This window comes from Arsenophonus apicola, from assembly GCF_020268605.1.
Lineage (GTDB): Bacteria > Pseudomonadota > Gammaproteobacteria > Enterobacterales > Enterobacteriaceae > Arsenophonus > Arsenophonus apicola.
The window spans coordinates 1691700-1706906 of the sequence record NZ_CP084222.1 but is presented as its reverse complement, the minus strand read 5'-3'; the positions used below and the strand labels follow the sequence as shown (position 1 = coordinate 1706906).

The window sequence follows — 15207 nt, the reverse complement described above, 5'->3', positions numbered from 1 at the left end:
TACTGGCAATGAGCTTATCGCCAGGCTGCAGGGATAATTTTTTTTAACGTGTCGCTACAATGCTCTTTTGCATAATCAACCATTTGATCGTATAACATAGATGTACAAGTAAAGGCATCGCCTGTTCCAAGTAATCGATTTTTCCAATCAGTGAATATATGCGGACCAAGTAGTGTTGCATCAAGTTGGTGAGCTTTCTCCATTAAGGCATAAGCATAATATCGCAGCATTAATGGAGAATTCCCCTCAGTACCAAAAGTGTTACTGGATGAATAGTGGGTAAAAACCGCTGATAAAGCGAATAAATGTTCTGCTTTAGTTCTATTGGTACTCAATGCCAAATCATATAAATTGATAATTTGCAGGTAATTTTGTTGTCTCAAGCTATAACCTTGTTGAAAATCAAGCAGCTGAGAAAAAATTTCACTTAATTTCTGTTGATGGGCATTACTTGTTAGCTTTGTGGCATATCTTTTAGTACATAGGGCCTCAAGAAATAGCGGTTTTAGTTGGTTATCTAAATTTAGCGTCTCAATTAACTGTTTAGTTTTTTGATGTAAACTATTAGCAAATGGGTCGGAAAATAAAGGGAATTCTTGATGATAACATTGGCTCAGATTGTATTCAGTTGGACTTAAACAGCGTCCATCCTGGAAAAGAAAAATGTTATTCCATTTCGTGTTAGGGCTAGGATGCAACATTTGCGAGAGAACATTTTCCGCCACGATTAAAACTCTTTTCTCTATTTTCGGTGATAATAGCAGATAATTTTGTGCATCATTATCTGACCAATCGGCATTACCGGCATAATCACCAAAAATAGCTTTAATTTCTTCATGCTGTAATTGTTGCTGTATTTTAGGTAACGCTAGGTATTTTTCATATAAAGGATAGGCAATAACGGCACTGGTGGTATTAATATCCTGTGTTCTGGCAGCCAGTATGGTTTGAATAAAAGCACTATTCAATTCGTTTAAAGCCATCAGATGGGGGTGTTGGTCGAAATAGTGAAGAAAGCTAGTGATAATAGTCGGATTGGCATCCAACTTACTGAGTAATTGCAAAGCGTGATCTTCTAGATAACTGGCTATCAATATATTGACAAACTGATTAATCTGTTGATTTTTATTAAAAGGAGCCTTACTGAGGGTATCTAATAGCGGCAATCTGACAGGGGAAAGATTAACGTTTGGCTGGTCAACAGAATGAATTAATTGCAGAGCCAGTTTAGTTTTTAATTCACTATAACGATCATCGATACTTTCAATACTGGTTAACAGACTACCTTGGTTATTGAAATGATTAAGCTTAATATCAAGGTTAGTTGCATTCCAATGGTTAGGAAGCGCTAGGGTTAAGCTATCGTTTAGCGTCGCTCCGGCAAAGTTAGTCTGATTAATATCGAGTTCGCGTAAAATAACATTATGCAGATCAATATTGCACAAGTTAACCTTATTTAGTTTAGTGCCGGTTAAGTTAGCGCCAGTTAGGTTAACGCCAACTAAATCAGCTTCAGTCAAATCCGCTCCAGCCAAATTAGCTTTGCTAAGATTAGTATTAGCCAGGTTTACCTTCGACATGTTAGCCTCTATCATATTAGCTTCAGTAAGATCAACGCCATTCATGCTGGCTGAAGATAAGGTGGCTTTATACAAATTAACTTTTATCATGTTAGTGTTGGTTAGTTCAGAGTTAACTAAAGATGAGCCCTCCATATCGGCAAAAGAAAAATTAACGTCAGCCATGTTAGCTTTAGTTAAATTTGCTCCAGTTAAATTCGCTTTGCTAAGATTAGTATTAGCCAGTCTTACCTTCGACATGTTGGCCTCTATCATATTAGCTCCAGTAAGATCAACGCCATTCATGTTGGCTGAAGATAAGGTGGCTTTATACAAATTAACTTCTATCATGTTAGTGTTGGTTAGTTCAGAGTTAATTAAAAATGAGCCCTCCAGATTGGCAAAAGAAAGATTAGCGTCAGCCATGTTTGCATTCGTTATCCAAGCATGAATCAGGTTAGCTTCAGTCAGATCAACGCCATTCATTTGAGCTGAAGTTAGGTTAACGTTAGACATGTTAGCTCCTGTCATTTTAGCGTTGCTAAGATTAGCGCGCGTTAAGATTGCATGTGTCATTTTGGCTAAATATAAGTTAGCGTCAGTTAAGTCAACATCTGACATACTAGCGTCCGTTAGATGAGCGTTAGTGAGATCAGTTGCATGCATTTGGGCACCAGATAGCTTAGCTCTAGACAAGTTAACCGCTACCATCTTGGCTTCAGTAAGATCAACAGTAATCATTCTAGTGGAAGATAGGTTAGCGTGAGATAAGTCAACTCCGGTCATCTTAGCCTTGGATAAGTTAGCTTCAGTTAAATTTGTTTGCTCCATGTTAGCGAAAGAAAAATTAGCGCTAATTAAGTTACCCTTTGTCATCTCGGTATCAGCCAGATTAGCTTGAGTGAGATCAACGCCATTCATGATGGCTGAAGTTAGGATAGCGTTAGATAAGTCAGCTCCTACCATTTTAGCGTAGACAAGATTAGCGCGTGTTAAGTTTGCATATGTTATTTTGGCTAAAAATAAGTTAGCGTGAGTTAAGTTAGCCTCTGTCATCCAAGCATGAGTTAGATTAGCTTCCGTCAGATTAGCGCCCTGCATTTTGGCTAAAATTAGGCTAGCGTTAGACAAGTTAGCGCCGATCATCTTAGCTTCAATCAGATCAACCTTATCCATGATAGCTGAAGCTAGGTTAGCGTTAGATAAGTCAGTTCCTATCATCCTAGCTTGAGTGAGAATAACGCCATTCATATTGGCTGAAAACAGGTTAGCGTTAGACAAGTTAACGCCTGTCATCTTAGCTGTAGTTAGTTCAAGCGCACCCATTTTGGCTGAAGATAGGTTAGCATAAGACAAATTAGTTCCTATCATCTTAGCTTCAGTCAAATCAACGGCATGCATTGTAGCTGAAAATAAATTAGCATTAGATAAATTAGCCCCTACCATCTTAGCATCGGTTAGATTAGCGCGTGTTAAGTTGGCCTTTACCATTTTGGCTAAAGATAAGTTAGCCTGCGTTAAGTTAGCCTCGGTTATATTGGCGTCAGTCAGATCAGCTTCAGTAAGGATAACAGCGTTCATTTTGGCTGAAGTTAAATTAGCATGAAACAGATAAGTCCCTCTCATGATCGCTTCTGTCAGCTCAACGCCATTCATTTGTGCTAAAAATAGGCTAGCATGAGACAAGTTAGCGCCTATCATCTTAGCGTTGGTTAACTCAACGGCCTTCATTCTGGTTGAGGTTAACTTAGCATGAGACAAGTTAGTCCCGATCATCTGAGCTTCAATCAGGTTAAGAGCAGTAAAATTAGCTTTGCTAAAATTAGCATTATTTAGTTTGGCACGGTAGAAATTTCTGCGACCTTTTAAAGTAGCCACCATATCTATATTAGTTAAATTTTTTCCCTCTAAATCTATAATGGAGTTGGGATTTGCCAATATTTTTTTAATGCCAAAATTCCTTTGCGCTTTTCCATTTGTATTTGGTCAGCTGAAATATTTTCTTCCTCTCGCCACTTTTGCGCCGCCATTTTTGAGCCTTTGCCGCCTAAGCCTTGGGTTTTTAGATGATAAAGACGTTCTTGTAGCCGGACAGGCGCTAATACTAGATTACCTGCAACATCACGGTGATATTTTCGGCCATAGGGTGTGCCGGTTGTTGGATTTAGCTGCACAAAGATATCTTCACCCTGTTGTTTCCCGATATTAATGACTAGAACGGTTTTTTTTAACTCAGGCCGGTAGGCGGTTTCAATTTTATCGGGTTTAAGCGATGTGAGCGGTAAATTTTTTACTTGTTTTTCCAGCGCTTCGACGAGAGGAGTTAAGCCATGATTGTTTTGGTTTAATTTGTTGGCTGCATCTTTTAAATTATTAATCCCCTTTAGGCCTCCTGATGCCAGCAATTCAAATCCCGGATTTGCGCTGTGAATAGAGGGAGCTCCCAATTCAAGGTAAGCGGATGATGGTACAATTTTTTCCTTATGGGAAATGCCGGTATTAACGTAGTGCTTACCATCTTGCTTTACCGCCTGAGCAAGTGTTGCTTGTTTTGCTGCGATTAAAAGCTTTTCAGTGGTAGTTTCACCCATTGCACTACTAAATTGTCCGCCGATTTGCAGCCCTTTTTGCAAAAAGGGTAAAAAACTTAATATATCAAATAAACCAGTATCGATAGTTTTTTTATCATTGCTTTTTTGCGCCTCAGTAATACAGGCATAAAAAGGAATATGACTTAAGAAAAAAGCATCGATTTTTGGGGGGATGTCTTTCTGCTCGCCTGCATCATGGAGTTTTTTAAACAGCTGGTTAGCATGCAATACGGCCAGTTTTTCTAATGCTATTTTCGGCTGTTCAACCGCTTTTTTTAGTAAGGTAGGGGAGTGGATTTTCAAGGTGAAATTTTTGTTATGGCGGGTATTTTTATGATCTTTTATTAAATCAAAGATTAAATCTCGCTTGCGGTCAACGCGTGATAATTTATAGTTAGCCATTTTTTGATCTTTCTGCAAGGCATATATACGCTCTTCTCCGTTAAACGAACAGCTGAGCATATCAATTGCCTCAGGCACAGGAATAATGAGTCCATCGTTAGCGACTCGTCCCGCTACGTCAGGTGGCAGAGGATGAATGCTACTATCTCGGGCGTTATATTCAACTTTAACTTGATTTATTTCTGCCTGTTGCAGAAATTGTTGTTCTTCTTCACTAAGTGCATTAAATATTTGAGGTAAAAGAACATAGTCTGTTTGTTTAAAAACATCAGCGATATGTTGATTTTGTTGTTTAAAAATCTCATCGATATTGGGTAATAACGCTATTTCGCCTTGATTATTGTGATACTCAACCTCGTTATTTTTATATAAGTAAGTATTTAACCAATCTTCAGCAATAGCATGTAGTTTTAGTTGTTGACGGGCAAGCGCGGGCCGGCTTTGCCAATCTTGTAATAACTGACTGAGTTGGATAAAGGGATTATTCTGACTGAAGTGGTGTAAGTAATTAACATATTGCTGATAAATAGTTTGTCTATTTTGTTCAGTTAGTTGTGCAATATCATGTTTGTTTTCAGGATCTAATTGGTTATGAATTGTAGCGGGTAAATTAAAATAACGAGAATATTCAGCTGTCGTTTTTCCTGCCAGTAAAAGCGTGTCTAGTAACATGCCAGTTGTAATAATGTCATCCAGCGACATTTTATCAATTTCAGCGCCATTTTCTACCAGCAGCATCGCCCCGGCATGCAAATAGCCCCATTGCGCTTGATCTACTGTCATTTTTTGTAGTCTTTCATGTTCAAGTGGGGTGTTAAATTGCAACATTAATGTTGGCATTACTCGCTTTAGAACATGTTGTTGATAATAATTTTTGGCTTCGGCAGAGAGGTAGCCAAATTCTGTTTTACTATTTAACTGCTCCAAATAGTATTTTTTTAGATTTGCGTAATTCAGTAATGAAATAGGGTTTGCTTTATTGTCAGCGAGTTGCTTCGATAGCCAGTGATCGCAAGGCATCCCGAATACCGCCAATTGTAGCCAATCTGCTAGAGTTTTTTGTTGATGTTCTGGCGGAATTTTCTCTCTCTCACCAGCCCCATATTCATTTAATGGAATTAATAATTGCTTAACAAGGATTGCTATTTTTGTTGCGTCGTTTTTATGTTTTGCCAGATAATCAATGACTTCATTAACCAGATTAGGGGGTGGCAGGGCTTTATTATATTGATTGACGTTATCACTTTCTTTAGCCAGAAAGAGTTGTAAAAGTCTATTCTGTTCACGATAGGCTAAATGATAAAAAAAGGCGGTTTCTGAAGCGGGTAAAGTGATATTAACCGGCTGGGTTGGTCTCATTAACAAAGTATCAACACTGTTATCTGCTTGGTCAGAACTTATATTGGAGCTACTTTCAGTTGCAGCGCCTGGTTCTTCAGTCTGCGGTGTATTTGATGATATTTTTTTACCTTGCTGGATTGGCTTATCCAAATCGACGTTATCAATCGTTGTGCGCTCAGTGTTGCTTTTATTATGAGGTAAAGGTTCTGATGCAGAGGGTAACCATGGAGATGGTTGGGTTGAATCTATAGTTGGCATTAACAGTCCTTTATTTTTAATAAAAAAACAATTAATAAACCAAATATTAACAATAGTAAATATTTATTAACAATTTATTATTGTAACAAAAGTATTAATGATTGAATATTGACCAATACATTACTTATTTTAATCATGTTGCAGTTTAGGATCATTAAGAGGCTGGTATAAATGGTTTTAAACACAATTATATTGAACTAATAGGGTGTTTACGTTAAGAGCAGAAGCCATCCGGCAATGGATGGCTTTTTTTATAATTAGAAATAATCGATAAAATCTAAATTATGATTTAAGTTTCTAGTGCGTAATAATTGATTGCGTAGTTCTTCTAAAGAAACATGAGGACAACTTATTGCTGGGATCGGCGTTGTCATTGCTGTTGCAGGTATTGGGGCAGATAATTTTTTGGTTAGCTCAGCGGCTTTCATAAACTCTTCAACTCGGTAAAGGATGGCTTTTGCCGATTCAGTATCTAAGCTCTATTTATTAAACCAATGTGGTTATGATGATAAAGAAATAGCAATAGCTAAATAATAAAATATTTTAATTATTTCTTTTTTTATTCTATAACGAATATTGTTAGTTTTTTAAAATAAAATTATTTTTATTAGATTGCATAGCATCAAATTTTTTATAAATGGATATGGCAATGAAGTAAATGGTAGACGGGTTAGGACTTTATGCCTGATATATTAATGTGATATAAAAATTTATTAAGAATTCAGAATGTTGGTTTTTTATTAAGTTAAAATTAACCTTTTACATAAAATAACATATTAAAAATAAAAAGCTTTTACACCATTTATTGGCTAAACTGAAAATTAATTTCAATTTTATTTATTAATGTAAATTTAATAGCAAAAAATAAATTTTTTTGCAATTAATTGTATTAAAAATTTTGGCTTATTTTTTATACTTATACTGCAAATATTTTCTTGATTTTTTTAATTAAATAGTCATTTGAATTTAGCTATTTAAACTAAAATTAGCGTTATTCATTAATAATGATTTTAACAAATTAGTAAGGTTTGCTGGAGCCGTATATGAAAAAATATCATGTTCCAATATGGATCTTAGGAGGAATCGTATTGTCACTATTATTGATAGCCTGTGCGATGGCACAATCAGCCAAGATAAATTTAATTAAATATGCAGAAACTGGCGATTTATTGGCAATTGAACATGCATTTAAAAATGGCGCTGATCTAGAACAACGCGATTGGCGTTTACGTACACCTTTAATGGCGGCTACTCATACTAATCAAATTCAAGTTGCACGATTTTTGATTGAACATGGGGCAGATGTTAATGCGAAAGATGCCAGCTTGGATTCACCTTATCTCTATGCTGGAGCTAAGGGATTGAAAGAAATTTTAATCATGACATTGACTCATGGCGCTGATTTAAAAAGTATTAATCGTTATGGTGGAACGGCTTTGATCCCGGCAGCAGAACGGGGCCATGTACAAGTAGTACAAATATTGATTGACGCTGGTGTAGATGTTAATCATGTCAATCGTCTGGGTTGGACGGCATTAATTGAAGCGATTATTCTTGGTGATGGTAGTAATAAATACGTTCAGATAGTGCAACAATTAATTAATGGTGGTGCTGATGTTAACTTAACTGATAATTTAGGTAATACACCATTAAAGTTAGCTAAACAAAAAGGTTATCAACAACTTGTGCATATTTTACAAAATGCAGGAGCCAAAGAATGAGTGATCAACAGTTTCTGGAAAAAGCAACAGCAAGATTTTGCGTTTTTTCAGTTAAAATTAACGCCGCAAGTTGAACTTTATCAGTTATGGTAATAGCAACAGCCAATTACGCATTAAAATGTTAGCTAAAACTGTCCGGATGATTGCCGGACAGCTAAGTTACCGTTGATTAGTAAATAGACACTATACTAGATATTTAAACATAAATTTGCGTTAATTTCCTGAGCTAACAAAGTAGGTACTTCATACTCTACCGCCAGTTTTTGCCACTGTGAAACTTTCTCTATCGTTTCATCAATAATTCCGTTGATCATATCTCGAGTAAACAGGGGGCTTAGTTTTTCTAATGAGTAAAAATCCTGGCGAGAAAAATTGTCAAGTTTCCCGTTTAAGCTCATCCAATGGCTGTTTACCCATTTACTGCCGGGCTTGTAGCTATAAGCTAAATCGTAGGCAGGGGCTAACATCCACTTATCGCCTTTTAACATAAAAGAAAAATTTTTAGCGTGATCATCATGGTTACGAGCTACAATATTAAACGTCATTCTTTTTAGTAGTTGTTCTGCTTCTTTGGCTGAAAGTTTTAATTGTCTCGCAACAGCGAATAATTCGGCGTAGGAGAAAGAGCCTGGTTTTTTGTAATCAACATGAGCAAGGCCATTTAAGGTTTGTACATGGCGTTTTTTATTACCAAAACGATCAAAGCGCTCAGTAATAAAATGGCGTCTATTACCTTCAGGGAGTAGCTGACAAGGCATCATCTCTATGCCACAGCGGGTTGCCAACAAATAATAAACATATTCCATTGCACCAAACCCGACTGGATCACCAAAGGTTTGTTGATTTTTATTATGTTCACTAACACCATCGAACTTTATTAAATAATGGGTAAAACCGTCTGGAATATGGGTTTGTCCAGAACGAACCTGGGTAAAATCTTGATTAAAAGCAAGAACGGCTTTTGGTCGCGCGCCACCAGCACTCATACCAACGGAAAGTAGTGCCATCATCGCTTCGCGATTTTCCTGACCATTTTTATGCAGCTCAACGGTAAATTTTTGCCTTGAATCAAGAATTTCTTGAGTGATAGCAACCAGAGAACTGATCTCAACGTGTTGTGAAGCATTGAGACTTTTGATCCTGGTTGCAGGCACATATTCCAACGCGCCCATTCCTCTTTTACCGGTATATTGTAGTCGCTGTAATGGTGTAATGGTATCAGGTGATTTACCCATCGTTGCAACCCAGGCATTAAGTACCGCATTCCCAAAGTCATCGGGTAACGAATCAGCGATTAAACCAGGTAATCCTTTAAAGGTATTAAAATTCAATTCGGGAAAACTGTAAATACGCGTTGCTAATGGCATTTTTAATGGCGATAACTCGATCCCTTGTTTAATAAAGCTGGCATTGTATTCAAAAAAACCTAAACCTTGGCTGGTATCAAAACTTACTGCTCCCACCTCATATTCTTTATAGGTGACATTAATAACTTCCATTACCATTCTGTTAAATCCTCTGTATTATTTTTTCTATGTCCAGATGCGCGTTGTCTTTTTTTACCCTGTAACTTAGCAAGTTGAATAGGCGAGATATCTTGTTTAGGCAAAAACAGATTCAATTGTTCAAGCAAATTTAATGCTGCCATAATAGCGATTAAGATTTCTAATTGGACATTACCTTTTTCCGCATTGAGAACTGTTTTTCGGCTGATACCGGCCATTTCAGCTACTTCAGCTTGAGTTAAATCATGATTTAATCGAGCTTGTTTTAAACGTCCGCCTAATTCTGCTGCAATCGCTGAAGCTGATTTTTCAACTATGCTCATAGTATCCTCATTTAAGCACATTAAAGCACTAAAGTGGCATTTATGAGTATATATTAGCACATTATGATGGCTTTATCATGTTATTGTATAATGTGCTTAAGCGGGGACTTTATTTACAATAATAGCGCTTAAAGTTCATATATAAGGACATTATATAGGTTATAAAAAAGCAGTTAAAAAACAATTATTGCTCAATCAGCAAAAAATTTGTGCCAATCTGATACTTTATTATTAAGCTTAATTTTCTAACAATAATCATTCATACATTTAATGCTAAGAGGTTTTTATGTCAGTTCCTGCTTTTGGATTAGGTACTTTTCGTCTTAAAAGTGATGTTGTGATCTCATCGATAAAAAATGCGCTTGAATTGGGCTATCGTGCTATTGATACGGCGCAAATTTATGATAATGAAGCTGATGTAGGGCAAGCAATAAAAGAGAGTGCAGTACCACGTCAAGATATCTATATTACGACAAAAATATGGACAGAAAATCTGAGTAAAGAAAAATTAATCGCTAGTCTTCAACAGAGTTTGCACAAACTAGGCACAGATTATGTCGACTTAACCTTAATTCATTGGCCGTCTCCCAATAACGTGGTTAGTGTTAAGGAAAGTATGGAGGCTTTATTAACAGCCAAAGAAATGGGACTAACACGTGAAATTGGTGTGTCGAACTTTACTATTGATTTAATGCAACAAGCTGTAGCCGCCGTTGGCATAGAACACATTGCGACCAATCAGATTGAACTGTCGCCATATTTGCAAAATCGCCGTGTTACCGCCTGGGCAAAAGAGCACGGAATACATATTACTTCTTATATGACATTGGCTTATGGTAAAGCGTTGCAAGATGAAGTTATCCATCAGATAGCTAAAAAACATCAGGCTACGCCGGCACAGGTAATATTATCCTGGGCGATGGCGCTAGGTTATAGTGTGATCCCATCTTCAACAAAACGGGAAAATTTAGCCAGTAATTTAAAAGCGGTTGAATTGAAACTAGATAGCGAAGATATGGCTGTAATAGCAACGCTTGATCGTGATGAACGTCTGGTTAGCCCTGAAGGATTGGCTCCTAAATGGGATAATTAAATTTTGTTGTTTTTAATCATGAATTAGGCTCCTGCGGGAGCTATTTAGAAATTCAATTAGATAATCAATAAATATTCGGATCCTTACACTGACTGGCTGATCACTGTAATATACTGCATGGAAGGGGATTGTCAGTGGTAAACGTTGCTCAACAAACAACTCAACAAGTTGACCAGCGGCGATCTCTTTATCGATCATAAAATCGGACAGGCATGCAATACCGTTACCGGTTAAACAGAGCTGCTTAAGGGTTTCGCCACTATTGGAAGAAAGGCCAACAGCTATTGTATGTTGTTGGCCGGAGTGCTCGGATATTGGCCAACTATTCAGAGAACCGGGTTCAGTAAAACCTAAACAAAGGTGATTTTGTAACTCATCAATCGTTTGGGGAACACCAAATTGTTGTAAATATTCTGGTGAAGCAACGATTTTTCGTCTGCTGGAAAAAAGTAATCTAGCTCGTAAACTAGAGTCAGCTAGCTTACCTGCACGAATAGCGATATCAACTTTGCGTTCAATAAGATTGATATAACTTTCGGAAGAGATCAGCGATATTGTTATTTCAGGATAACGCATACGGAACGTTTTGATCATTGGCATCAGTAAGTGCAACACCACAGGAGTTGCTGCATCAATACGTAATAAACCACTTGGCCTATCTTTAGATTCCATCAACTCATTTTCAGCCGCCGTCATTTCTTGCAATGCATGTTGAATACGGTTGAAATAGTGTTTGCCTTCATCAGTTAAACTAAGTTGCCTAGTAGTACGATTAAGCAAGCTGACACCAAGTTTTTTTTCCAGTTTTTTTACTGCTCGACTAACAGAAGAATTGGCTAATTGCAGTTGTTCTGCTGCTTGGCTAAAGCTGCCATTTTCTACTACTGATACAAAAATCATCAACTCTTCAGAATTTGCTTTCATTAATATTATTCCTACAGCCAGTTACTAATGCTTAGGCAAGCTAAACAAATTAGATAACTTTAAAATTAATTTTTTGACCACCAATAAAAATAATACCATTTGTTTAGTAGTGATTTTAGTCATTGATCAGATTATTGTTATATAAGCAAATAATTTTATACATTCTCTTCATTTAAGCGTGGTTTTTTACCGCCTATTATAATTATAACGAAGTTAATTAGAGGTTATGATGAGTAGTATCTTAATTATTAATGGCGGCAAAAAATTTGGCCATTCTGGGGGTCAATTAAATGATACGCTAACTAGAGTAGCAGAAAATTATTTAGCTGAAATAGGTCATGCTGTTGAAGTGGTACATGCTGACAGCCAATATGATGTTAACGCTGAAGTACAAAAAATTTTACAGGCTGATGTGATTATTTGGCAGATGCCGGGATGGTGGATGGGCGCGCCATGGACGGTGAAAAGATATATGGATGAAGTTTTTACCCAAGGTCACGGCTTATTGTATGCCAGCGATGGACGCACCCGCTCAGATGCTAGTAAGAAATATGGCTCGGGTGGGTTAATTCAGGGCAAGAAATATATGTTATCACTAACCTGGAATGCACCTTTAGAAGCTTTTACCGATGAAAGCCAATTTTTTAATGCGGCCGGTGTAGATGGTGTTTATTTAGCTTTTCATAAGGCTAATCAATTTCTGGGTATGGAACCTTTATCAACATTTATTGTTAATGATGTGATTAAGTCTCCTAATGTTCAAGCTTATATCGAAGAGTATCGTTTACATTTGAGCAATGTGTTTGGTTCATGGCAGTAATTGGGTGTATTCGCTGCTAACACAGACACTGAATTTATTTCACTACCATGAGGCTATAAAACCTTTTGGCGGGCAAGGGGTTATACATAACATAGGGTAGCGTATAAAATGGAACAGCGGACATAGAAGATGAGTGGGGCTGTTTAACAGCCCGCATTCTCTCCTCAGAGCGTAATGGCTATTTCTGCGAAGTTATTTTGGCCCTGACGCTTGGCAAGCTGTGATTAGCAGCATTATCGTTTGCCTAATTTTTCACAATGCGATATCGTCTTTTCAAAAGCGAGAGCAATTGCATCCTGCATGGCCTTTTCACAACCGGTTTCGTTATACATATTAGCGAACAACTGATAATCAGAAACAAAATCTAATGGGGCGAATTTTGTTGTCTCATTATTTAAGTGTGTGCTGAAGTCAAATCCTACTTTAGGTCCAAATTGGTTTGCCGTCCATAAAACCTCGTGCGGTGAGTGTCCGCCATCGTAAGTCATAAACATCATGGTGCCAAGCAGCGCAAAATTAGGGTCGATGTTCAGACCTTGCTCACGTAGGTATGACACAATACCAAGCATAATGTTCGTTGAGCCAGATATCCCGGCACTATAAGGGATCCCATTTCGCAGGGCGGTAAGCATAGGAGTTATTTTCTGATGTAGTTTAGGTTTGTAATGCAATGCCGGTCTGTCGGTTATTGTCATCCAGCTTTCTGACACTGCGGCTAATTGATGCCGCAGCGTTATCCCTGCAGCAGGGGAAACAGGATTGTTTGGGGTTGAGTCAGTGCGACCTCGGTGTGGAGTAAGCACAGATTTGTAATTTGAGTTGATCTGTTGGTACCAAGGGGCATTTCTTAAGTTATCTATTTGAGAAAAGCCATTAAATAACTTAACGGATAAATAGGGGATAACAATACTTTCAAACCCATTGGTTATTTCATTACGTAATAGTTTTAGCAGTAATTCCTTTGATTTTGGCCAAGCAGATACAGGAAATTGGCTAATACCATCTACTTGATTAAACCAAAATCTTGTATCACCTTTAACACGTTTTTGTAAATATTCTACCAACGTTCTTTGTGTTGAGTCCGCTTGGCTTTCCAATAAATCCGCTATTCCATTTCCAATAGCATGCATCACGTTCAATACCTCTTGAGGAGGATTATTGACAAGCTCAGCGATCCAGACTGATTCAAAATACCTGCCATAAATATTATCGTGTAGTCGCGTCAAATGAAGATCTCTTTCATTTCTAGGTAAAAGATATACTAAATCTGTCGCAGGAGAATTTTCACAATAGGCCAGATTTGCTAAATCGTTTAATCCATCGCTACGCAGAGCATTACTGTCGTTAGTGAGCGATTTTACAGTTTTTTCCAAGTTCATATCATGGGCCAACCAGCGACTTTTTTGCGCCTGTAACAAATCCGTTATCAGTTTTTTTTGCTGCTCTGTATTCTCGAATTTAGTTAAGGCTTGAGCTAATGTCGTTATCCAACGCATTGTAACCTCTGACGGTGTACTACATACCGGTTTATTAAAGGCCTGTGTCGGACTGACGGGGACGTGTGGTGATGTCAGTATGGCAAAGTCAGCCATACTGAGATTTGTTTTAATCTCTTTCCCTAGCATATTCCCAATGAATTCAGCCGCTTGATTTGCGCGAAAGTGCAGTGTGCTAGACTTATTTACCTCTTCCATTTTAGCCACGTAAAAATAGTTTCCATCTGGTGACTTTCGTAACAATAAGCAATCATCAGCAGATATTTTGTTATTTAGTTCTACTAATTTTGATATAAATTTTACTAATTCGGATATAGTTAGCGGTTCTTTTGAATTTTTAATTTCCACTTCTTTAGGTAGCTCTATTCTATAGATCCCCGGATTGGACTCAATGTCATCAATGATTTTGTGATAAAGTTTTGCCAAATCCATTTCATTCAATATTTGCGTCTGCTCGTTTTGAGATCGTAACAGTAGATTGCATCCATCTTGTTGAATTGTTATTTCCTGGCCATTATCTAAAGTGACTGTTATATGGTCTTTACCATTCTCGATCGCTACTGATAATTCATCCGCGATAGCTTTAGCGTTATAGCAAAATTCATGAATTTTGGGATTTACATTGGCATACCGTTCGACAAGATAGAGGATCCCATATCCCAAACCCAGTGTTAGGACACCGACAGCACACTTGGCAAATTTTGTCATCATCGAATTATCATAGTTTCCCGCGGCGTAAGCCAGGTTATCTGATGCTTGAAAAGCTCTGAAGTAAGTATTAAGTGATGTAGTCATTTTTAGTAAAGTCTCTAATTGGTTAAATCAATGTATAATGCAGCCTGTTGAGATTTTTTCATGATCAGCATTAACGTTCATTGTTCCCCGGTCAGTCTGCTCTGGTTTTATCGCCATAGTCAGTACGCTAAAGGGCGGTAGCAGCTTTGGTATGTGTACAACACCGAAACAGAGCCAGCATACTGCTCTAGACCTTCGGTTCTCAAACCGCTGAAACTTGTCGCCCAGTTATTGCAATATAGGAGACACACTAACGACGATTAAGGCAGTTATAGCCGGAGAGTGGTTATACTATGACAAGAAGATGGCAGAATGGGGTATCAGGTGATACCCCTAATCGGGGTTGTGGGAGCCTATGTTAAAGCTAGCTAAAAAATTT

The 15207-nt window shown here is 37.5% G+C and carries 10 protein-coding genes; 3 read left to right on the top strand and 7 right to left on the bottom strand.

The genetic code is table 11. The annotated features are described in order from the left end of the window. Nucleotides 1-14: 14 nt before the first annotated feature. The 3 genes from LDL57_RS08000 to LDL57_RS07990 all read right to left on the bottom strand — a co-directional run bounded on the left by LDL57_RS08000 (nucleotide 15) and on the right by LDL57_RS07990 (nucleotide 6579). Nucleotides 15-3497 (bottom strand): pentapeptide repeat-containing protein, encoded by a 3483-nt coding sequence (locus tag LDL57_RS08000; protein ID WP_180559875.1) that lies wholly within the window; start codon nucleotides 3495-3497, stop codon nucleotides 15-17. Continuing rightward, the gene (locus LDL57_RS07995) at nucleotides 3473-6151 is read right to left on the bottom strand and encodes a hypothetical protein (RefSeq protein ID WP_225505357.1); all 2679 of its coding nucleotides are present in this window, start codon (nucleotides 6149-6151) and stop codon (nucleotides 3473-3475) included. The genes LDL57_RS08000 and LDL57_RS07995 overlap by 25 nt, the downstream gene beginning before the upstream one ends. Before the next feature lie 257 nt (nucleotides 6152-6408). Continuing rightward, nucleotides 6409-6579: a hypothetical protein gene (locus LDL57_RS07990; protein ID WP_180559877.1), complete on the bottom strand. Its 171-nt coding sequence runs from the start codon at nucleotides 6577-6579 to the stop codon at nucleotides 6409-6411. 615 nt (nucleotides 6580-7194) lie between these two features. Here LDL57_RS07990 and LDL57_RS07985 point away from each other — a divergent pair. Continuing rightward, nucleotides 7195-7872, top strand: coding sequence for an ankyrin repeat domain-containing protein (locus LDL57_RS07985; protein ID WP_180559878.1), 678 nt, complete (start codon nucleotides 7195-7197; stop codon nucleotides 7870-7872). 188 nt (nucleotides 7873-8060) lie between these two features. Here the strand turns inward: LDL57_RS07985 and LDL57_RS07980 are convergent, their stop codons facing one another. Next, nucleotides 8061-9377: a type II toxin-antitoxin system HipA family toxin gene (locus tag LDL57_RS07980; protein WP_180559879.1), complete on the bottom strand. Its 1317-nt coding sequence runs from the start codon at nucleotides 9375-9377 to the stop codon at nucleotides 8061-8063. Beyond that, nucleotides 9371-9700: a helix-turn-helix transcriptional regulator gene (locus LDL57_RS07975; RefSeq protein ID WP_225505355.1), complete on the bottom strand. Its 330-nt coding sequence runs from the start codon at nucleotides 9698-9700 to the stop codon at nucleotides 9371-9373. Before LDL57_RS07975 ends, LDL57_RS07980 begins: the two co-directional genes overlap by 7 nt. 286 nt (nucleotides 9701-9986) lie before the next feature. Here LDL57_RS07975 and dkgB point away from each other — a divergent pair, with 286 nt between their 5' ends. Continuing rightward, on the top strand, nucleotides 9987-10793 hold the full coding sequence (dkgB, locus tag LDL57_RS07970) for a 2,5-didehydrogluconate reductase DkgB (RefSeq protein WP_225505354.1): 807 nt from the start codon (nucleotides 9987-9989) through the stop codon (nucleotides 10791-10793). Nucleotides 10794-10805: 12 nt separating this feature from the next. Here dkgB and yafC read toward each other — a convergent pair whose 3' ends face one another. Next, complete coding sequence (gene yafC, locus LDL57_RS07965) at nucleotides 10806-11717, bottom strand: DNA-binding transcriptional regulator YafC (RefSeq protein WP_180559881.1); 912 nt, start codon at nucleotides 11715-11717, stop codon at nucleotides 10806-10808. 229 nt (nucleotides 11718-11946) lie between these two features. Here yafC and LDL57_RS07960 point away from each other — a divergent pair, with 229 nt between their 5' ends. Beyond that, the gene (locus LDL57_RS07960) at nucleotides 11947-12537 is read left to right on the top strand and encodes an NAD(P)H-dependent oxidoreductase (RefSeq protein WP_180560074.1); all 591 of its coding nucleotides are present in this window, start codon (nucleotides 11947-11949) and stop codon (nucleotides 12535-12537) included. 233 nt (nucleotides 12538-12770) lie between these two features. Here LDL57_RS07960 and LDL57_RS07955 read toward each other — a convergent pair whose 3' ends face one another. Further along, a complete protein-coding gene (locus LDL57_RS07955; RefSeq protein WP_225505353.1) occupies nucleotides 12771-14828 on the bottom strand; it encodes a hypothetical protein in 2058 nt (685 codons plus the stop codon). Nucleotides 14829-15207: the final 379 nt, after the last annotated feature.